Below are 20,958 nucleotides of genomic sequence, written 5' to 3' on the forward strand. Positions count from 1 at the left end.
GAATCCATTCTATCGGAAAGAACCGCGAGCCCAAAGAGAAGAAAGAAGCTCCATGATCCCCTCACCCTGCGGCGTCGGAGACGCAGAGGGAAATTCAACGGAATCGGTCCGGCTTTTCCGCGATGTCCCGAAGGCAGAGCGACAAAAGAGGCGGGGCGCCGAAAAGGAGGCGTCCCGCCGTCGTTCTCGAAGCGGTACAGTGGCGTCTATTGGGGAATGTCGCCCTCGACGCCCTCGACGAACCAGTTCATGGAGAGCATTTCGGCATCGGACATCGTCGTTCCCTCGGGGACGACGACGTCGCCCTTCTGGTTGCTGACGGGCCCGGCGAAGACGTCCCACTGGCCGTCGACGATGCGGGCCTTCTCGGAGGCCACGAGGTCGCGGACCTCCTGAGGAACGTCGGCGCCGAAGGGAGCGAGGTCGACGAAGCCCTCTTTGAGTCCCCACCAGATGTCCTCCGACTTCCACGTGCCCGCCGTGACCTGGCCGACGACGTACTTGTAGTAGGCGCCCCAGTCCCAGACGGGAGCCGTCAGGTGCTTCGTCGGAGCGTATTTGGACATGTCGTTGTTGTAGCCCACGACGTAGACGCCGGCCTCCTCGGCGGCCTGAGGCGTGGCGCCCGTGTCGGCGTGCATGGCGATGACGTCGGCGCCGGCGTCGATGAGGGCCTTGGCGGCCTCCTTTTCCTTGCCGGGGTCGAACCAGGAGAAGAGCCAGATGACCTTGACCTTCACATCGGGGTTGACCTTGCGGGCTCCGACGGTGAAGGCGTTGATGCCGCGGATGACTTCGGGAATGGGATGGGCCGCCACATAGCCGATGACGTTGTTCTTCGACATGCTCCCGGCGACGAGACCGGAGAGGTAGCGGGCCTGGTACATGCGGCCGAAATAGGTGCCCACGTTATCGGCGCGCTTGAATCCCGAGCAGTGGAGGAACATGACGTCGGGGTACTTCTTGGCCACGTCCTGGACGAAGTCCATGTAGCCGAAGGAGGTGGCGAAAATGACCTTGGCGCCGTTGCGGATGAAGGTCTCCATGACGCGGGCCGAATCGGGGCCCTCGGGAACGGACTCGACGAGACTCGACGTGACGCCGGGATAGGCCTCTTCCATGGCGACGCGCCCCTTGTCGTGCATGTAGGTCCACCCGCCGTCTCCTACGGGGCCGATGTAGACCCAGCCCACCTTCAGATTCTCCGGTGCGATGGCCTCGAAGGCCAGGGCCGCGCCGGCAAAGCCGACCACAAGCGCGACGACAAGCGACAGCAACAATCCCTTTCTCATACCCTGATCCGCCCCCTTCACAAAATGGGTACTTCGACGATCTGACCGAACATTCACTAACAATCTATCGAGAAAAGCCCTGAAAGTCAATGAAGACCTCGCTTATAATAGGAAAGGGTCGGGCCTCTCCGCCCCTTATACCGTGACGCCTAAGGAGCGAAAGGCATGCCAAGCAAGGACCGCTACCACCGCACCTACCCCGTCTCATGGGATCAGCTTCACCGCGACAGCCGGGCCCTCTCGTGGCGTCTCCTCGACATGGGACGGAAATGGGAACGGATCGTCGCCGTCGTCCGCGGCGGCCTCGTCCCCGCCGCCGTCATCGCCCGCGAGCTGGACATCCACTTCGTCGACACCGTCTGCATCTCGAGCTACACCATCCGCGACCAGGGGGAAATGTCGGTCCTGAAGAAGCTCGAAGGCGGCGGCAGGAACTGGCTCATCATCGACGACCTCGTCGATACGGGAAAGACGGCCCGCATGGTCCGCCAGATGCTCCCCGAGGCCCATTTCGCCACCGTCTACTCCAAGCCCGACGGACGCCCCCTGGTGGACACCTTCGTCACGGAGGTGAGCCAGGACACGTGGATCCTCTTCCCCTGGGACTCGGAGGTCCAGTTCGTCGAACCCCTCGTCCAGAACCGCCACGAAGAATGACGCCGGGGCCCGGCGAAGAGATGAACCTTTGCAGCGGCGTTCATGATATTGTCAACCTGGCGATGAATGACGGGGCTGTTTCTTGAGCGTTGGCCTCCTGCCTTCGAAGTCCGACGCGACGAAGAGACGGAAAAACGTCGGGGCCGTTGCGCCCTCCCCTCCGGCGTGGTAGTATAGCCGTCGTCAAGCGTGCCCGTAGCTCAGCTGGATAGAGCGTTGGCCTCCGGAGCCAAAGGTCAGGCGTTCGAATCGCCTCGGGCACGCCATAATTTTGAATCAGCGAACTCCGAAAGAGTTTCAGACAAAAACAGAGCCGGATTGGCCTCGAAGCAGAGGCTATCCGGCTTTGCTGTTACTCTGAAGTCGAACTTGCGGAAGAAGTTGACGAGCTCCTCCGGCGTCGCTCGCTCAATGGTTCCCCGGACGAACTCTACGGCCCGGGCCTTCATGGCGTCGGAGACCGCTTTCCCTTCTGAACTTCGGTGAAGCCCCCCTTGGCTGCCATGATGTCCCCTCTCCTTTTCGGGATCCCATCATACAGCCCGGCTTCAACGGCAACGTGGCTCACTGTCCCGTTTTCTAGGTCCACGGCACATCGTTTTACCAAACAGATGCAAACACCACGAGGGGGCTCCGGCGGAAATCCGCCGGAGCCCCCTCGTGCGTCGAAAGGGACCCGCTACTTCAGCCCCGAGTAGATGATGATGATGATCGCCGCCGGGGCGACGACGCGCAGGATCCACAGCCAGGGGACCAGAAGGGGAAAGGGCACCTGCCCGTCGTTGGTGACCTCCGATTTGACCTTGTCGCAGACGACCCATCCGGCGAAGAGGCAGATCAGGATGCCGCAGACGGTGAGAAGGATGTTGGAGCAGAGCCAGTCCAGGCCGTCCAGGAAACCCTGCCCGAAAAGCCGGATGTCGACGGCCCCGTTGGAAAGGGCCGAAGGGATGCCCATCAGAAAGACGGCCAGGCCCATGACGACGCTGGCCCTGGGACGGCTCCACCGTAGCTCGTCCATGCCGTAGGAGACGACGACCTCGAAGAGAGAGACGGCCGACGTGAGGGCGGCGATGAAAAGGAGGGAGAAAAAGAGCGCCGACCAGAGAGCGCCGCCCCACATCTGAGAAAAGACGGCCGGCAGGGTGATGAAGGTCAGGCCGGCACCGGCGCCGGCGTCGACGCCGAAGGCAAAGACCGTGGGGAAGATGACGAGACCTGAGAAAAAGGCCACGAGGGTGTCCAGAAAGGTCACCATCGCCACCGACTTGGGGATGCTCTCCTTCTTGTTGAGGTAGCTGCCGAAGGTCACGAGGATGCCCATTCCCAGGGAAAGAGAGTAGAAGGCCTGCCCCAAGGCATCGATGAAGGTCGCTCCCGTCACCTTGGAAAAATCGGGTTTGAGGTAGAAGGCCACGCCCTCGGCCGCTCCCGGAAGGGTCAGGGCCCGGGCCATCAGGATCAGCAGGATGAAGAAAAGACCGGGCATGAGAACCTTGGCGAAGCGCTCGATGCCCTCACCGACGCCGCGGTAGACGATGCAGAAGACCGTCAGCATGAAAAGGAAAAAGGCGCTCATGACCTGGAAGGGACTGGCGATGAAGGAAAGGAAAACCCCCTGGGCCCCTTCGGCTCCATCAGCCGACATGAGCCCCGTGAAGGACTTGATGATGTAGGCCATCGTCCAGCCGCCGATCACGGCGTAGTAGGACAGGATGAGGAAGGCGACGATCAGACCGATCCAGCCCACGATCGGCCAGGCTCCGCCCTTGAGCACCCGGAAGGTCCCGACGGAGTTGCGCTTGGAGGCCCTGCCGAGAACCAGTTCGGCGAGCATGACCGAGGCGCCGATGGAAAAGACGATGGCCAGGTAGATCAGGAGGAAGGCCGCGCCCCCGTTCTTGCCCGCAACGTAGGGGAAACGCCAGATGTTGCCCAGCCCGACGGCCGATCCCGCCGCCGCAAGCAGAAAGCCGACCCGGCTTCCCCACTGTTCTCTTGGTGCGTCGTTCTGTCCCATTCTTCTCAAAGACCTCCTGTCTTTTCCTCCCTCTTCTCCGCTTCGCGGGAAGGGAACCATAAAAAAGCCGGGATCCGAAGATCCCGGCCTGAAGCTCAGCTGCCTGAAAGCTACGGACAGGCAAGCGCTCCAGGAAGGGACCTGGCGCCAATAAGGCCGAGCAGGCTAATCATGAGCGATACCGATACCCTGTCGAAACCCTTCATCCCAGTCCCTCCTCGGGCGCAACCGATATTGCAAAACAGTGTACTCGCGGAAGAGCAGAAAGACAAGCGACGCCAGTTCATACGCAATAGGTCGAAAATGGAGAAAAATGAAAATCAATCCACGGTAGATGCGTTTGAACCAGCACTGGAGAAAGTGGATTCGGAGCATCCGCTCGACCCAACCGGCGGACGGCCTCGTTCGTTTTTGGCATAGAAGGTGGCGATGAGCGCGCAGAGATATTTCCAATGGAAAACAGTTTTGAGCTCGAAAGAAAAACTTTTCCCGCCAGCCAGGTGGGCTGCCTCTATCTCGCGAAGGTCTGGGCGTCAGCAAAGGTTTTCTGTCGCAGATCTCGCGTCTTGCCCTCCGTGAAGAGAGAATGATGACAAAGTTGCTACGGCCCCATTCCAGCAGTTCATCGCTGATGCTACTCCATACGCTTTCTGCACGATTTTGGTTACGATGTTTTGAAGACGCAACCTAGACAATCAAGCAAAAAGTCAAAGCCGATCCGCTCCTGTTCGAGTCGGACCCGATCGCCCCAGTGGTGGCACCGCAGTTGATCATACAGGTCACGCTCCTCATCGTTGAGCCTCGCCAGATCCGCCATCTCCTGCTGCGGCTCCATGCCCCAAAGGGACCGATGGACCAAAAGGGTCTGCTGATCCATGAGAAAAGAACGGGCGTGGGGAAAGAGGCCCCGCAGCTGATTGAGGATGGCAAAACCGTGGGTGTCGATATCTCCCCAATAGTGGATTTTCTTTTGATGGAGCCAATCGGCACCGGCAAGGTTGTCGAAACCGTAACCGGCCCCAAAAAGGACCATCCCTCCGGGGACATCGGGGAAGGCCAGGAAGTTGATCTCGTTTTCGGTGATGAAGACCGTTGAAAAGGACGGATCAAGGGAGGCGAAGGAACGTTCCGTCAGGGTGATATCGTGGTCTCCCTCTGTCCTCAGAAGGCGGACGGCGGGGTCAAGCACGCGAAAACGGACCCGTGACGGTTTGTCCAGGAAACCGTAGCGGCGGCAGAACCCCGAGGCTCCGCCATAGGCCCCATCGATGGCCTCTTCGGGCAGGACGAGGTCGAGCAGTTCGGCCAGGACGGCTTTATGTCCCTCGATGAACTTGGTATGGACGCCGGGGAGGTCGATCTGGCGAAGGTAGACGGCGGGACGGAGATGGTTGAGGCACCAGGTGACGACGGCCAGCAGTCGCGGCCACTCCTCGGCCAGCTCAAGAGCACGGTGAGGGCGCCTGGCCTGCCAAACGGTCAATTCGGGCCGACTCTCGCCGGTCAGGGCGAGAAGCGCGGCAAAACGCTCCGCCTCCCGGCGCCTGCCGATCAGTCGGAAGGCATCTTCCAGGCTGTCAATCCAGATCTGTGCGGGGATTTCATTGACCCCGAGGACGCGATGATTGACGGTGCGCCATTCGATCCGGTAGGGGCCGGAAGCCGCCGAAATCCGGGCGATCCAATCACGAACCTCGGGAAACCGTTCGCTCAGCTCCCGCGAGGTCGGGCCCTTGAGGACGAGGCGCCGGGGAAAGAGAGGCTCACCACCCGCCAGAGCGGCAAGAAGCAGGCCCCGATCCCAGAGCCTTTGGACCTGCGTCTTGAGATCGGCTGGCGTCGTCCAGGTCATTCTCCCGCTCTCTGCCTTTCGACGCGGTACTCCTCGATGGTCAGGTTGCGCAGGACGGAGTCGCGGCCATCTTCACTGTGAACAAATCCGACATGGGCGACGAAAGGCTCGATGATGGGGATCTTCTGCAAGGGAGTGACGATGAGAAGTTGCAGGTTGAGTTGGGCGAAAAGCCGCAGTCCGTACTGGGCGGATTCGTCGGAGCCTCGCCCGAAGGCCTCGTCGATGACGACGAACCGGAAGGAACGGGAGTGCACGGCTCCCCACTCCAGGCCGAACTGGTAGGCCAGGCTGGCGGCGAGGACGGTGTAGGCCAGTTTCTCCTTCTGGCCGCCCGATTTGCCGCCGGAGTCGGCATAATGCTCGTGTTCGCTGTCGTCTTCCCGCCACCGTTCGCTCGCGGCAAAGACGAACCAGTTGCGGACGTCCGTCACCTTGGCCGTCCATCGCCCATCAAGCTCGGCGAACTCCTCCCGGCCCCGGAAGCGCTCGATGATGCGCTTGACCTGAAGGAACTTGGCCTCCGAGTACTGCTCCTCCTCGGAGCCGGTGAGGGCCCCTTCCGTGCAGCTCCTCAGCTCGGACTGAAAGTCGCGGATGTCGGCGTCGAGATTCATCTGCGCCTCAAGGCTGATGTAACGGCCGGGGTTGTAGTCGATCTGGGTGAGCGATTCGTTGATCTTGGCGATGCGTTCCTTGATGGTTTCCCTCTCCCGGGCGAGCTGGGATTGGAAGTTGGCCACCTCGCGAATGGTGTTCTCATTCAGAAGATCCTTGAAACGCCCTTCGAAGCGAGGGAGGTCGTCGGCCCGGAGCTGATCGAGCATCCTTTTGAATTCCGGGCCGGCATCGATGTGGACATCGACCTCGCGGGTTTCGAGAACCCATTCCTTCTTGTACTCGGTCATGGCCTTGATGATCTTTTCGGACAGCCGCTTGAGCTTCGCCTCTTCGGCGTCGATTTTGGTCTGCAGCCAGTCGCGCATTTCGCGCTCCCGGTTGTCGCAGGATTCGACGGTCAGGACCTGCCCGCCGAGCGCCTCCTCCCGCATCGATTCCAACAGAGGGAAACGCGGCGCACTCGCCCCTGCCCTTTCGGCAAGAAGTTCCTGCGCCTGCCTCTTCAGCTCTTCGGCGTCGCTGATCTTCTGCTCCGTCTTGGAGGCCCTGTCGTTTCGATCTTTGAGCTGGCGATCCGTTTCCCTTGATTCCTCCTCGACGGCCGCCAATTGGACCGTGAGGGTTTTAAGCAGGTCCGAAGCGGCTTGAAGCTGCCGTTTCTCCTCTTCCAGCCGGGCAATGGCCTTCGCAAGCGGCTTCCAGTCAAGATCGCGGAAGTCGACGTATTCTACAAGCTTGGATAGCGTGTCAAGGCGTTCCTTGAGCGCCTCCTGTTCCTTTTTCAGGGTTCCGATGCGGTGATCCAGCGCGTCAAGGTGCCTTTTGCGCTCCCGGGCCTCCTCTTCCAGGGCCGCGATCTTTTCGGCGTTGCTCCAGCCCAGGACATAACGGCGACGGTCATCGAGACGGTGACGATCGTCCTTTTCGTGACGCTCCCCCGGCACCTTGATCTGTCCGGCCCGGGTGATGGCCCGCGTCTCACGGCGGAACTGCTCCTGAGAGAGGCAGCAGGCCAGATCGAAACGGTGGGCTATCTCCCGTTCGATCCAGTCATAAAAGGGCGAATCCGGTTTGACCTGCAGCTTGCGCGCCAAGGAATGAGGGGCCAGAGACGGCATCTCGCCTCGGCTCCCCAGGCGCACCCGAAAATAGACGAGCCGGCCTTGCAGATGGGTCCGGTCAACCCATTCGGCCACGGCGACGTAATGTCGATCGGGGACCAGGAGGGAGAGGCCGAAGCCGTGAAGCAGCCGTTCGATGGCCCCCTCCCAGTCGCGCTCATCATCGCGGACCTGGAGGAGTTCGCCGGCAAAGGGCATCTCCTCTTCGGCCAGATTCAGGGCCTGGCAGAGAGAGCGGCGCAGGGCGATCTGTTTTTCATCGATGTTGCTGACACGGGATTTCAGGCCGTTGATTTCCCTTTTCAACAGATCGTACTCGGGCCGCTCCCGGGAAAGAAGGGCGCCCGTTTCAGTGAGATCGTTCTGGGTGCGGTCTTCGGCCGCTTCCGTCGTCTGGCGCCATTCTGAGATCTCGGAGCGCTGGCGAAGAAAGGCCTCCTCCGTCGCCGCCGGTGACTGTCCCAAGACATGAACGAGCTCGGCGTAGCGATCGGCGGCCTTCTTGCGGCGTTCCATCTCTTCCCGCTTCCGCTCGGTTTCCGAACCGATTCTCTCGATCCGGCCACCGCCGTTTTCCGCGATGCTGCGTTTCAGATCACTCCTGCGCACCTCCTGAGCCCGTCGCTGCTCCTCGAGTCGGCCGACGGCCGCTCGATGGCGGACCCACTCCTCATCCAGCGCGAGGAGACGTTTCTCCAGCAGATCAAGCTTCAGTGAGGCAAACCAGGGGCGGAGAGCAATGCGGCAGTCTCGAAAATCCTCGGCTCCTTGCGACAGCTCTCGGTGGCGTTCACAGTCGCCCGCCAGCGGCTCCAGCATCTCGACCTGCCTTTTGGCCTTCAAAACGGCCTCGTGAGCCCGGCTGAGGTCTTCGAAGTGCCCGATCAGTGCCTCCAGGCGCGGCGCGACATCGAAGGGTTCCAGCATGTGGCTGCGGACGAAGTCGGTCAGGTTCCCGACGGATTTAAGGGAAACGGTCTGATGAAAGAGATCGAGAGCCTGTTCGTTATCGATGCCGAAGCGGCGCCGGAACCAGGAACCGTAGGGTGGGAAGGTGTCGAAGATCTCTGCACCGTTTTCGCGCAGTTTTTTCCGGAGACCCCTTATCTCGCTGCCGAATCCGGAGAAATGGGCCGCTATCGACAGATCGCGCTCACAGGCGGCATAGAGACGGGTCGGCTGACCGTTCGCCTCTTTCATCCAGAAGACCTGGGCCAGGGTAACCGTCTTGCCGTATCCGGCATTGCCGAAAACACCGAGGATCACCGAATAGCTGTTGAAATCCCGGAGCGCGACGGGCTTGGCGCTGCCCAGGGATTCCTGCCGCTCTGACTTGTAATGGCCGAGCACGTAGGAACGAAGGGTCCGTTCGCGGCTGTCGGCACCGGCGGCCTTGTTGTAGGCGACGCGATGGCTCGGAACGAGCAGGGTCGTGACGGCGTCGACCAGCGTCGACTTCCCCGAGCCGATTTCGCCGGTGAGGAGGCCGTTCTTTCCGTCGAGGCTCAGAGTCCAGACCCTGCCGTCAAAGGTCCCCCAGTTGAAGACCTCCAGCCGCTGCAGACGGAAACCGGCCAGGCTGTCATCGGTCATGAATTCCAGTTCAAGGGACTCACTCATCGTCGTCCACCAATGGCCCCGCCAGCTGCCTTCGGTACTCCTCCAGCCGCTCATCGAAGTCGGCCAGCCACTGGGCATCGACAAAGGCCTTGATGATCCGCCGGACTTCAATCATCTGTCCCTGCCCCCTCAGGCGGCGAACGAAACCCAGCTCGGCGATCTTGTTCAATGTGGCATCGACCCGATCGACGAGCTTCGCCTCGTTGGTGCCGGCAGGAAGGAAGATCCGGATCAATTCCACTACCTCGTCACGAGACAGGATCAGGCGCCTGTCGCCGCCGGCGTCGGATTCGGCCAACTTCTTGCGCAAAAGGGCGAGAAGGAGGCTGACGGGGTAGGAAAGCTGCCGTCGGGAGACGAGCCGGGGGATATCATCGGGGCTCTCCTCGTCATCGCGGCGGGAACGCAGAAAGGCATACCCCTCCGCCTCATCGAGAATGAGCTCAAGACCCAGCACGGCGACGTAATCCTGAACGCGAGCCTGCAGGTTGAGGAGGGAGGCCCACGATCGGGGATTTTCCTCCTGGTACAAGACCCCCTTGAGCAGGGGAATCACCACCGATGAAAGTTCCTGGGACAAGGAGACGGGATCGATGCCGCTGTAATCCATCATGTTCTCCTCGACAAGACCGTGCGCGGTAAGGCCGCGCAGCGAAGGATTCCTCCGTCGGAAAGCCAGGTCACCTGTTCCTGCACGTCATCGTCGACGACCGCCTCAGGCCAATCGGCGGCCACCTGGAGGTAGGCGACCAGCTCGGCCAGCCCGTGGCGGAGAGGGTGGCGGGAAATGACCTCGCCAAGGCTGACCCGGCTGCGCTCCTGAAGCTCAAAGCGGATATTCCGGGTCAGCTCGGCCCGGTCGACGACGACTTGGGAGTAAAGAACCGCCAGATCCACCTCGGCCTCGCCCTCTTCCAAAACCCTATCGGAAATGTAAACCTTGAGAGGCGGGTGGTAAAGAGGCCTCTCCAGAGGGAGCTCAATCGTTGCGCAAGGTTCGTCCAGGGAGACGAAATTCCCTGCCGGCAAATCCTCCCGCAAGGCCAGAGCATGGGTTTCAACGCTGTGGAGGATGTCCATGATGCGGCGGTTTTCCAGCCAGGCCTGATCGTCGAGAAAACGGCGGAGCTGCTCCGACAGCCTGGCCACCGTCCGCTGGGTATGCTCACCCGCCTCAAGCCAGTCGTGGTGCACGCGTCGGAGCCTGGCATCGGGCTCCATGGCGACAATGGGCGGCAGTGAGAGCACCTGTTCCAGCAGCCGGCTCAGCTCCTCCTGCCGGGACGGGGACATCAGGAAATCCCAGAAGGCATTGAAACTTTTGCCCTGATCGGAGTCGGCGATGGCCTCCCGCTCGCCCATGATCTCCTCAAGCAGCTTCCCCTTGGAGCCCTCCCAGAGAGTGATGCGCTCACGAACCTTCCGGTCGAGATGGCGGAAGTTGTGCTCCACCTCGCGAAAATCCGCCAGCAACTCCCGCGCCATCTGCAGGAACTGCTGGAAACGATCCCTCAGGGCCGTGTCATCGAGAAGGGGAATGTCACCGGCCTGAATGCGTCCGATTTCGGCGTCGACGTCGCTGCGCCTTTTCTCCAATTCGGCTATCCGTACCTGGGGGTCAGTCTCGCTCCCCTCGCTCATCTGCCGAAGCAGATCGAACAGAGTCAGGAGGCGCGATGCCGTGCCGACAAAGGACCGTTCCGTCAGCCCTTCGAGCCAGCCCATCGCCTTCTCCGTCGCCGGAGTGAGATCATAGTGCGGTTCGTCCGTCCCTTCGGGATAAAACTTCCGCAGCCAGCCCTTGTCGTTTTCGGCCCAGTCGCTCAGGTAGCTTTGGGCCGTGCCGGGAAAGGCCTCGGCGCCCATCTGCTCCCTCAGGAGGAAGAGCTCGTCTTCCAGCGCCTCGACGAGATCGGCCTGGGAGAGATTCCGAACACGGGGCACGACGAACGCTCGGTGGAGAAAAGAGGCCACCAGCGGCGCGTGGTGGGCACAGAGCAACCGCCAGGCCGGGTGATTCTGGCGGAGCAGCTCCAATGTGGCGTAGTCGAGAGTCATGGCGTCATCTTCTTCGGCACCGACTTCAAGGGCACCGATTAAACGAGGCACAACGGTCAGCCGCTTTCAACACCTGGATGGCTGCACTCCGGACGCTCATCTTCGTCACTCCACCATCGCCTTCAGAAGGGCATCCCGGGCATCGGAATAGAATTGGATATCGATCTTGGTCGCCATGTCGTCGGATAAATCAATAAGCTGACGCCGGCAGGCGACGGGCATCAAGAGTGCCGAGGCGCCTTTTTCGACGGCAATCTCGGCAATGGTGACGGCGTTGTGAACGGGCTCGATAGACCCGCCCAAATTGACCTCTCCCGCGATGATGAGCCCGCCACGGACACTCTTCTTCAAGAGAGCCGTGCAGAGCGCAAGGAGGGATGCCATGCCGAGTTTCGCGCCGGACTTGGATGCGTCGAAGGCTCGGAGTTGGGCGGTGAATTCGTGGTGACGAGGGTCTTTGTCCCCGACCAGTTGCATAGAGCGGGCGTAGAGGTTCTGCTCGGCATAGCCCATGCTTTCCTTGAAGGCCGGCGGCACGGGTTTGTTGAGGATCTTGACGCCCGAACCTGGGCCTTCGTTGATCTCGATACGGTAGAGTCCCGGGTGTTCCCCCCCCCCCACCTGGCGAGATGGTCCAGACCTGGCCCGGCTCAAGGGGGTCGCCACCGATGCTGTTTTCGCTTTGCAGCTCCGGTGTCGAGACGAACTTTTCGACGCCATCAGCTCCCATCACGTAGCTGAAGTGGGTGTTGCGAAATTCCGCAGCGCCGATGCGCTTCTGTTGCTCTTTGACGCGACGTCTAGCCTCCATGGCGACGCGGACAGCCCACTCGATATCCTCTTCGGGAACTTCTCCCTCGCCGGGATAGAGGAGTTTGAGCAAACCGCTCACTGTCTTGTTGACGGCGTTCGTATCACGCCCTGACAGTGCGCCACCGAAGAACACCCGGTTTTGCAGTACGCTGACCCGGCTCTGATAGCGGAGCTGGCTCCAGCACTCGGACAAGAAGTCGCTCACGAGGCCGAAGTGATTCGTCAGCAGCTCCCTGCTGATTTTGGGAACATCCCAACCGGGCAGAAAGGCGTGGATTCGGTCCATGAAAGCCGTATCGTCTTTCATCTCGGGCGGCATGGGACCGAACAGGTGACCGATGCGCTGCTGATGCTCGACGTCGACCTCGAAGTTCCCGACGAGGACAATGCTCCCGTCGGCTCGGATGCTCTCCTTGCCTCGGCTGAATTCACCGGACTCCATATAGCCCTTCATGATGTTCACGCCATCTTTTTGATCAAAGGAGATGCCGGAGACCTCATCGAAACAGACCACATCGTATTGACAGACCAGCCCGCGCTGCCCTGTCGCGTTGTTGACGAACATCTTGGCAACGGTCGCCTTTCCGCCGGAGAGCAAATGGGCGTAAGGGGAAACCTGCTGGAAGAGATGGCTCTTGCCCGTCCCTCTGGGGCCGAGTTCCACCAGGTTGTAGTTGCGCTCGACAAAGGGCACCATGCGCAGCATCAAGGCATCGCGTTGCCGGCGGGACAATCCGTTCGGTTCTATGCCGACGGATCGAAGGAGAAACTCTTTCCACTCGTCGGTAGTGAAGGACTTGCGGGCCTCGGCCAGGATATCGAGCACATCTCGTTGGGATAGCTGAATTTCTCGGAGAGAATCGACGCCGAATGGCCTCCCTTTGGTCTCCTGGGCGATGGCCGCATCGTAGCTCACGGTGATTTCGGCATAAAAACCTCCCGTCAGCATCCGTTCATGCCGGTTGACCAGCTCAGGGCAGATGCGGACATCGGTCAGCCGCAGGCTGGGCAGTGTGGCGACATAGGAATCGGTCTTCGCATCGAGGCGAGCAGTGATGAGATCGATGATTTTGATCTCGCCCTTCTCCCTGGTCCTCGCCTTGAAGAGCTCTTCCTCTCCGGCTTTGACCGTTCGTGATTTGAGCTGCCGCTGGACGATCTCGAGCCCCTCGTCGATCTCGTCCTGCTCGGTGCTGGCGCAGTACCGGCCGAGCAGAAACTCGACGACATAGGTGGGCACCGGAAACTGGCGGCTGAAGGTCCGGACCAGATCCTTCCGGACCAGGTATCCCTCCAGCGAGGAGGCCGCTTTGCTGTCGATCTGGTCCATTTCAATCATGGCTTACCTCCACCAATCACTGTGGCGATTTGCGCAACCAGCGATCCATCAGCACCGGTCAGGACCACTGTTGCTTCACGCCCCTCCATGTCCTCGTCCTCGACGACCACAGAGCGGTGTTTGTCAATATAGTTGTCGCCCAAGAGTCATGCATGCATCAGGTTGACATTTCCTCTTCCGGCATCTCCTTCGCGATCGTTCAGCCGGGGTCCTTCTCCGCTTTTTCCTCCTTACCCGATCTGTCGGGGTTGAGGAAGACGGGACCGATGGATTCCCATCGGCGGGTTTTGCCTCTCCACCGTTCGGGGTGGGCCGATCGGGCCTTTTCGTAGCGAAGCTTTCTTTTCTTCAGGATCTCGACGTCGTCGCCTCTGTGGCGGGCGTCGGGGGTGACGAAGCCGATGGCGCTGTGGCGATGCTTTTCGTTGTACCAGCGGACGAAGGCGGCCGTCCATTTCCGGGCCTCTTCGAGGCCGGCGAATCCCTGCGACGGGAAGGCGGGGCGGTATTTGTAGGTCCGAAAGAGCGATTCCGAGTAGGCGTTGTCGTTGCTCACTCTCGGGCGGCTTCTGCTGGAGAGGATTCCCAGGGCCGCAAGGCGGGCCTGGAAGGTCGAGCCCTTCATGGGGCTGCCGTTGTCGGAGTGGAGGACCAGCGGTTTCGTGAAGGTCTTTTCCGAAACGACTGCGCGGGTGACGAGTTCGGAGGCGTGGTCTTCCGATTCCCTCTCCCAGATCTCCCAGCCGACGATCTTGCGGCTGTAGATATCCAGGATGAGGTAGAGGTAGTAGTGGAGCCCGACGATGGGGCCCGGCAGCCAGGAGATGTCCCAGGACCAGACTTCGTTGGGCCCTTTGGCTTCGTGTGTCGTCGGTACCTTGGGCGAGCCGGTTCGGGACCGGCCGCGACGGTTCTGTCGATTCGTGGACCGGAGGATGCGGTAGAAGGTCGATTCCGAGGCGAGGTAGATGTCCCGATCGGCGAGGATAGGGACGATCTGACTCGGGGGCAGGTCGGCGAACTCTTCGCTGTCGACGACGGAGCGGATCGTTTCGATTTCCTCTTCCGTGAGGCTCCAGCGGGGCTTGGGGCGATTCGCCTTCCTGCGGCCGTCTTCGGCGACCTGTCCCTCCCTGGTCCAGCGCTGGAAGGTGCGGAGAGTGAGGCCCAGCTCGGCGCAGGCCTTTTCCCTGCGGGCTCCCTGGCGGCAGGCTTCTCGGACGAGGTCGCAGGCCGCCTGGCGATCGGGGAGGCTCAGATACCGTCCTCGTCGTCCCCCCAGATCGCCTGGGCTTTTTTTCGCAGCGTGAGCAGGGCCGCCGTTTCAGCCAGGGCCTTTTCCTTTCTCCGAAGTTCCCGCTCCAGCTCCTTCAGGCGTCCCCTGTGCGACGTGAGTTCCTCGCGCAGCTCCCTGACGTTGTCTCTGTCCCGGCCGGCGGCGAGGCCGTCGAGGCAAGCCTCGCGCCAGCTACGGATCTCCTCGACGTAAAGACCCTTCGATCGACAGTATTCGGCCTGTTCCGTCTCGTTCATCCCCGCCGTGGCCAGGACGGCGAGAAGCTTGTCGCCGGGGGACCAGGACTGAGGGCGACGGCCGTTGCCGGGGACGGGCGAACCTGTCTCGATACGGGCCTTCTTCCTCCACTGCCTGAGCGTTTCGAAGCTGATTCCCGTCTCACGCGCCAGAGTCGAGAGGGAGGCGTTCTCAGGGGGCATCATTCGTTTGACAAGCTGCTCTTTCACGTCGGGACTGTAGTGGTTCATGGGGCGCACCTCCTCTGGAGTTCAATCATAACCTACTCAGGAGAGGCGACAACTATTGTGGCATAGGGGGATGCGAGTCTTCGGATTCACCAAGGTGCGTTACAAGGGGCTCAAGAAGAACACAAGCCATGTCCACGTGATTTTTGCCCTGTCCAACCTGTACATGGTGAGAAGGCTTTTATTGGAGATGGATAGGGCGTAGTGTCTTCAAAAGCCGGCAGAACGGCAACCATAAGGCAAAAAAGAGCCGGGAATAGCTCCACATAGGCAACTTGCCTGACGCGACAGGCTGAAAGGGCACACAGCGCACGAATTCAGCCACCAAGAGGTACTGTTGGAGCTTGCCGGATCTTTTTTTCAGAGGTTCCTTAAGGTTTGGGTGATCTATACCCCTTATCATCCAGTTTGCTCGGACTAAATATGGAATAAAACTACGTGGTGGGCGAGAAAATGTCAAGCTAATGTTCACCTTTTTAACCGCGCCTATCCCAATGAAGTCTCTGTCCAAATCCTTTCTGTTTACCAAAAACACCACCATCACCCGCTGTACATGCCGTGACCGCCGGGCCGGAAACCTTCAATAGCGGTCGGCATGCGGAAGGTTACATTGCAGGTTGATGAAGGCCACCAGCTCCCCATGAATCAAATCCCCGTCACAGTCCGAACAGCCGTTGTCAGGATCGTTGTTGCCTGAGGAGATTACATACATCAAGTTGATTTTTCCTCTTTCGCCGTCTCTCTCGCGGCGCGCCCCTCGGAGCCATGGCCTCTCCGGCATGGCACAGCTCGGGTCCGGTCCCGTTTCTCGCCACCTTCCTTCCGGCGCTTCCGCAAGACGCCCTCTCGTCGTTCCTCCTTCTTCCCGCTTACCCCCTTTGTCGGGACGGAGCAAGACGGAAACCGGGGTTGCCTCGGCACCGGCCCCGCCGTCGCTCACCGGTCGGCCCCTTTGGCCGACAGCAAAAGGGGGGGAGCCGCACGGACTCCCCCTCTTCTACTGTCCCCACAGGCCTTCGGGAAAGACCTTCCGGTCAGTAGCCCTGGCGCCTTCTGTTTTTTTCCCTGGCCGATCTGCGGGCCTCTTTCATGGCGCCCTTCGTCCCGAACATCATCGCCATCTTTTCCGCTTCGACCTGCCGGGAATGGAGCCCCTCGTAAAGGGCCTCCTTGCAGAGCTTGCGGTAGCCGGCCAGACGCCCGGGATCGAGCAGACCGTCGGCGACGGCCCGGGCCACGGCGCAGCCCGGTTCCCCCTTGTGGGTGCAGTCGCGGAACCGGCATTGCGTCGCCAGGTCATCGATGTCGGCGAAGGTCCTGACGAGGTCGGCCCTTTCGAGGGCGAGCTCCCTCATTCCTGGCGTGTCAATGACGACGCCGCCTCCGGCGAGGACGACCAGCTCGCGGCGGGTCGTGGTGTGCCGTCCCCTGCCGTCTCCGTCGCGGACCTCACCCGTCGCCAGAAGGTCGCGGCCGACGAGGCGGTTGATGAGCGTCGACTTGCCGACGCCCGACGAGCCGATGAAGGCCACCGTCCGCCCCGGACCGAGATAGCTCCGGAGAGCCTGCCACCCGTCGTCGGTCAGGCTCGACGTGACGACGACGGCGACGCCGGGGGCGACGGCCTCCAGCCGCGACAGCCTCTCGGACAGATCGCGGCAGAGATCGGCCTTGGTGAGGACGACGACGGGGACGGCACCGCTGCTCCAGGCCAGACCGAGATAGCGCTCGACGCGCCGGAGATTGTAGTCGCCGCCGAGGGCCATGCAGACGAAGACGGTATCGACGTTGGCCGCCACAACCTGCTCCTCTTTGGCCGTTCCGGCGGCCCTGCGGACGAAAAGGCTCTTCCGCCTCAGAAGACGGTGGATGACGGCGTTTCCGCCCTCGTCGTCGTCGCGGTCGACCATGACGAAATCGCCCACGGCCGGATAGTCGGAAGGGGTCACGGCGTCGAAGCGGAATTTGCCCGAGACCTCCGCCGCGACCTCGCCTCTCTCCGTGACGACCCGATAGAGGTCTTTCGACTGGGAGAGAACGCGCCCCACATAAAGGTCACGAAAGGAACGGGCCTCGTCGAGAAGGCTCCCGCTGAGACCGAGGTTTTTCATATTTATCGTATTCACTGAACTGACCTCCAAAAGTTAGTCTGTACCGCAACTTTTGGGAGGCCTCTATGCTAGCAGGTCAGGCACGGGCCTCCCGACCGGCTGCAATATCCGTTACTTTCGAAGGCATCATAAGACAACACTCCTCGCTGAAGGTCGATGACTCTTGCCCCGAAAGTATAGCACCAGGGAGGCCTGCCTTCGAAGACCCTCTTTTTCCGCCCCTCCGTCCCGGGCGGAGCCTCCGCCGATACGCTCCGGCCTCTTCCGCCCTTTTCCGGCGGAAAGGCCCCGACCCCTTGCGCCCGACAGAGCCGCCCGGCCGGCGTCGAAGAAGAGCGATCGGGCCGGGCGTGGCGGGAAGAGGCCGGAAGGCTCCGCTTCAGGAGAGGGCCTTTCTCGCGGCCAGGATGTATTTCGAGCGGTCCCGGGGATCGATCCCCCGGCGAGGCGTCTCGGCCCGGAAATCCTCGGCGCACTCGCGATAGCCCGCGAAGCGGGTCGTCATGCGGGCCCTGCCGCCGGATCGGGTCCCCAGCAGGACGGGATACTCCATGGAATCGGCGGCGGGCACCGTTCCTGTCACCTGGAACTGGCCGCCGGAGATGAGGGGACTCTCGAACTGGGCCCTCATCCGCACGAGGTCGCCCAGGATCCGGCTGCCGATCTCCTCGGGAGCGGAGAGGGAAAAAGAAAGAAGAGGCTCGAGCAGCCTCGTCCCGCTCCTGTCCAGGGCGTCCATGACGCCCATGGCCGTGGCGATGAGGAAATCGGAGGGGCGGGAATGGATCTCGTGATCCTCGCCGTCGACGAGGGTGACCTTCAGGTCCGTCACCTTCCAGCCCCAGAGCCCCTGTTCGAGGGCGGCAGGAAGGGCCCGCTCCACCTCGCGCTGATACTTGACGTGGATGGCGTCGCCGCTCACCTCGGAGACGAAGGAGAGGCCCGATCCCCTCTCGGCGGGCTCGACGCGAAAGGTCATGACGGCCCAGCAGGGTTTGGGAAGGGTGTACTCCACGTGGCCCTCGGCGACCTTCAGCGGCGTCTCTCTGTAGAGGGTCGACGGCTGCTCGAAGGAGACGGCCAGGCCGAAGCGACGCCGGAGAAGGCTTTCGAGTATCTGCGTCTGCATGAGACCGGCGATGCGGATGTGGAGTTCCCCTCTCTCGGCGTCGAAGCCGAAGTGGAGGAAGGGGTCTTCCTCGTCGAGGATGCGCAGGGCCTCAATGAGTTCGGGGAGGCGGTCGGCCTCGCCGGGGACGACGCGGACGCGGAAAAGCGGCTCCAGAAGCCTGGCGGGGCGTGGAACGGCCGAGGGATCTCCCAGAACATCGCCTGCCATGGCCCCCTCAGCCCCGACAGGAGGACGATATCGCCGGCCGAGCCGCCGTTGCCCTCTTCGAAGCGGCAGCCTCGAGCCTTGCGGACGAAGGTCACCTTTTCCTCGCTCTCGCGGGTGGCATTGCGGACCCGATCGCGCGTGGACAGGGCCCCCTCGAAAATCCGCGCGTAACAGAGGCGCCCCAGGGCGGCGTCGTGATCCACCTTGAAGACAAGCCCCGAAAGGGGGTTTTCCGCCCTGCCCGAGGCGGCGGGAAGATAGAGGACGATGGCGTCGAGAAGTTCCTCGACGCCGAATCCCTCCAGGGCTGCGCCGAAGAGGACGGGATGGAGGTCCCCTCTGCGCGCCACCTCGACGAGCCTGGCGTCCAGCTCGGCCGCGGAGAAGGACTCCCCATCGAGGAAGCGCGTCATGATCGTCTCGTCGGCATCGGCCAGGGCTTCCAGGACCGTCTCGGCAGCCTCGGGCCCTTCCCCTTCGGGCCAGAGAGACACGAGACGGAGACCCGTCTGACGGTCCCCCTCGACGCGCTGAAGGGGAAGGATCGAGGGCGTCAGGAGCCTTCCGATCTCATCGACGACCCTTTCCGGATCGGCGCCCATGCGATCAATCTTGTTGACGAAAAAAAGGGTGGGGAGCCCCATGGCCCGAAGGGCCTGCCAGACGGCCTCCGTCTGGGCCTGGACGCCCTCCACGGCAGAAAGAAGGACCACGGCCCCGTCCAGAGGTTGAAGAGACCTTTCCACTTCGGCCGAGAAGTCGACGTGGCCCGGCGTATCGACGAGATTGACGAGGCTCCCCTGCCAGACGAGGGAGGCCAGGGCGGCACGGACCGAGATGCCCCTCTCCCGCTCGACGTCGAGCCTGTCCGTGCTGGCCGTCCCCTCGTCGACGCTTCCGAGTTTCTTGATGGCCCCGGACCGGAAGAGAAGGCCCTCGGCGAGAGTCGTCTTACCGGCGTCGACGTGGGCGAAGATGCCGATGTTCCTGATTTCAGCCTTCCCATCCATCGTGGAGGAAAACCCCTTTCCCTTTCTTCAAGGCCCGCTCCGTCCCGTCGCGATCTTCCGCGCCAGGACCAGAGCCGCCTCCTTTTGCTTTTTCCATATGGCCGCCCGAGGCCTTTGCGGGGAAATCTTCCTGCCGGCGAAGCCCCTTCCGGGGGCGGATCTTTTGATCGCCTGTTCCGAATCGAGCAATTGTATCGCTTCCAAAAAGAGCGCCGAGCCCGAGGGCTTGCTAAAATAGGAGGACCATGTCACGAAAGGGGACGAGAGGGAATGAGCAAGACCGTCAACATCGACTGGAAAACGCTCGGCTTCAAATACATCAAGACGGACCTGCGCTACGTCGCGAGATGGAAAGAGGGCCGGTGGGACAGGGGAGAGCTGGTCGAAGACAACACCCTTCGCATCAGCGAGGGCTCGACGGCCCTTCATTACGGCCAGACCTGCTTCGAAGGGCTTAAAGCTTACCGCACAAAAGAGGGAAAGATACAGCTCTTCCGCCCCGACGCGAACGCGAGGCGCCTCCAGGAGAGCTGCCGCCGTCTGCTCATGCCCGAGGTCCCCATGGAGACCTTCATCGACGCCTGCATGCAAGTCGTCAGGGCCAACGAGCACTACGTGCCCCCCTACGGCACCGGCGCCACCCTCTATCTCCGCCCCTACATGATCGGCGTCGGCGACAACATCGGCGTCGCACCGGCCCCGGAGTACATCTTCTCCGTCTTCTGCATACCCGTGGGGGCCTACTTCAAGGGAGGAATGGTCCCCGTCAACTTCACCGTCTCCGATCACGACAGGGCGGCCCCTCACGGAACGGGCGCCGTCAAGGTCGGCGGCAACTACGCCAGCAGCCTCATGCCCCACCACCTGGCCGCGGAGAAGGGCTTCGCCGACTGCATCTACCTCGACCCCGCGACGCGGACGAAGATCGAAGAGGTGGGAGCGGCCAACTTTTTCGGCATCACCGCCGACGAGACTTTCGTCACGCCCCAGTCGCCCTCGATCCTGCCCAGCATAACCCGGGCCTCCCTGGTCCGCGTGGCCAAGGACTACCTGGGCATGAAAGCCGAGGAGCGGGACGTCTACATCGACCAATTGGACCAGTTTACCGAGGCCGGAGCCTGTGGCACGGCCGCCGTCATCACCCCCATAGGGGGCATCGAATACAAGGGGCAGCTCCACGTCTTCTACAGCGAAAAAGAGGTGGGCCCCGTCACGAAAAAGCTCTATGACACGCTCTGCGGCATCCAGTTCGGAGAAAAAGAGGCGCCTGAGGGCTGGATCTACGAGGTCGAGATCTAGAACCTGCCGACGGCAACGGGGCGGGGGAGACGTTTCGGCCGTGAG

The 20,958-nt window shown here is 61.7% G+C and carries 13 protein-coding genes, 1 tRNA gene and 4 pseudogenes; 5 read left to right on the top strand and 13 right to left on the bottom strand.

The features are described from left to right. Positions 1 to 206: 206 nt before the first annotated feature. The gene (locus tag KAR29_RS03770) at positions 207 to 1,292 is read right to left on the bottom strand and encodes a BMP family ABC transporter substrate-binding protein (RefSeq protein ID WP_274374304.1); all 1,086 of its coding nucleotides are present in this window, start codon (positions 1,290 to 1,292) and stop codon (positions 207 to 209) included. A gap of 165 nt (positions 1,293 to 1,457) precedes the next feature. On the opposite strand from KAR29_RS03770, the gene gpt reads away from it, so the two are divergent. Both gpt and KAR29_RS03780 read left to right on the top strand, forming a co-directional pair. Continuing rightward, positions 1,458 to 1,949, top strand: coding sequence for a xanthine phosphoribosyltransferase (gene gpt, locus KAR29_RS03775; protein ID WP_274374305.1), 492 nt, complete (start codon positions 1,458 to 1,460; stop codon positions 1,947 to 1,949). A gap of 189 nt (positions 1,950 to 2,138) precedes the next feature. Further along, a tRNA-Arg gene (locus KAR29_RS03780) sits at positions 2,139 to 2,215 on the top strand. On the opposite strand, the gene KAR29_RS03785 is transcribed toward KAR29_RS03780, so the two are convergent. Next, positions 2,186 to 2,398, bottom strand: a complete 213-nt coding sequence (locus tag KAR29_RS03785; protein ID WP_274374306.1) for a hypothetical protein — start codon at positions 2,396 to 2,398, stop codon at positions 2,186 to 2,188. The genes KAR29_RS03780 and KAR29_RS03785 overlap by 30 nt on opposite strands. 230 nt (positions 2,399 to 2,628) lie before the next feature. Further along, positions 2,629 to 3,969, bottom strand: a complete 1,341-nt coding sequence (locus KAR29_RS03790; RefSeq protein WP_274374307.1) for a sodium-dependent transporter — start codon at positions 3,967 to 3,969, stop codon at positions 2,629 to 2,631. A gap of 171 nt (positions 3,970 to 4,140) precedes the next feature. Here KAR29_RS03790 and KAR29_RS14015 point away from each other — a divergent pair, with 171 nt between their 5' ends. Further along, on the top strand, positions 4,141 to 4,389 hold the full coding sequence (locus KAR29_RS14015; protein ID WP_407649535.1) for a hypothetical protein: 249 nt from the start codon (positions 4,141 to 4,143) through the stop codon (positions 4,387 to 4,389). A gap of 244 nt (positions 4,390 to 4,633) precedes the next feature. On the opposite strand, the gene KAR29_RS03800 is transcribed toward KAR29_RS14015, so the two are convergent. From KAR29_RS03800 to KAR29_RS03825, 7 genes and pseudogenes are all read right to left on the bottom strand, one after another. Continuing rightward, positions 4,634 to 5,821, bottom strand: coding sequence for a DUF3322 domain-containing protein (locus tag KAR29_RS03800; protein ID WP_274374308.1), 1,188 nt, complete (start codon positions 5,819 to 5,821; stop codon positions 4,634 to 4,636). Continuing rightward, positions 5,818 to 9,183: an ATP-binding protein gene (locus tag KAR29_RS03805; protein ID WP_274374309.1), complete on the bottom strand. Its 3,366-nt coding sequence runs from the start codon at positions 9,181 to 9,183 to the stop codon at positions 5,818 to 5,820. Before KAR29_RS03805 ends, KAR29_RS03800 begins: the two co-directional genes overlap by 4 nt. Beyond that, on the bottom strand, positions 9,176 to 9,796 hold the full coding sequence (locus KAR29_RS03810) for a DUF4194 domain-containing protein (RefSeq protein WP_274374310.1): 621 nt from the start codon (positions 9,794 to 9,796) through the stop codon (positions 9,176 to 9,178). Before KAR29_RS03810 ends, KAR29_RS03805 begins: the two co-directional genes overlap by 8 nt. Next, positions 9,793 to 11,241: a DUF3375 domain-containing protein gene (locus KAR29_RS03815; protein ID WP_274374311.1), complete on the bottom strand. Its 1,449-nt coding sequence runs from the start codon at positions 11,239 to 11,241 to the stop codon at positions 9,793 to 9,795. Before KAR29_RS03815 ends, KAR29_RS03810 begins: the two co-directional genes overlap by 4 nt. A 105-nt stretch (positions 11,242 to 11,346) precedes the next feature. Further along, entirely contained in the window at positions 11,347 to 11,961 is a 615-nt protein-coding gene (locus KAR29_RS14020) for a magnesium chelatase domain-containing protein (RefSeq protein WP_407649566.1), read from the bottom strand. A gap of 28 nt (positions 11,962 to 11,989) precedes the next feature. After that, a pseudogene (gene brxL, locus KAR29_RS03820) lies at positions 11,990 to 13,393 on the bottom strand (BREX system Lon protease-like protein BrxL); the annotation flags it as partial. A 199-nt stretch (positions 13,394 to 13,592) separates the two neighbouring features. After that, positions 13,593 to 15,157 (bottom strand): annotated as a pseudogene (locus KAR29_RS03825) (IS3 family transposase). Positions 15,158 to 15,230: 73 nt separating this feature from the next. Here KAR29_RS03825 and KAR29_RS03830 point away from each other — a divergent pair. Then, positions 15,231 to 15,359, top strand: a pseudogene (locus KAR29_RS03830) (IS5/IS1182 family transposase); the annotation flags it as partial. 829 nt (positions 15,360 to 16,188) lie between these two features. Here KAR29_RS03830 and rsgA read toward each other — a convergent pair. The 3 genes and pseudogenes from rsgA to KAR29_RS03845 form a co-directional block, all read right to left on the bottom strand. Beyond that, positions 16,189 to 17,280 carry a ribosome small subunit-dependent GTPase A gene (rsgA, locus tag KAR29_RS03835; protein ID WP_274374313.1) on the bottom strand — a complete coding sequence of 364 codons (1,092 nt, stop codon included), beginning with the start codon at positions 17,278 to 17,280 and terminating at the stop codon, positions 16,189 to 16,191. Positions 17,281 to 17,644: 364 nt separating this feature from the next. Then, positions 17,645 to 18,604 (bottom strand): translation factor GTPase family protein, encoded by a 960-nt coding sequence (locus KAR29_RS03840; protein WP_274374314.1) that lies wholly within the window; start codon positions 18,602 to 18,604, stop codon positions 17,645 to 17,647. A gap of 14 nt (positions 18,605 to 18,618) precedes the next feature. After that, positions 18,619 to 19,614: pseudogene (locus KAR29_RS03845) on the bottom strand (GTP-binding protein); the annotation flags it as partial. 270 nt (positions 19,615 to 19,884) lie between these two features. Here KAR29_RS03845 and KAR29_RS03850 point away from each other — a divergent pair. After that, positions 19,885 to 20,913 (top strand): branched-chain amino acid aminotransferase, encoded by a 1,029-nt coding sequence (locus KAR29_RS03850; RefSeq protein ID WP_274374315.1) that lies wholly within the window; start codon positions 19,885 to 19,887, stop codon positions 20,911 to 20,913. Positions 20,914 to 20,958 lie beyond the last annotated feature (45 nt).

The sequence above is a fragment of the Aminithiophilus ramosus genome, from assembly GCF_018069705.1.
Classification (GTDB): Bacteria; Synergistota; Synergistia; order Synergistales; family Aminithiophilaceae; genus Aminithiophilus; species Aminithiophilus ramosus.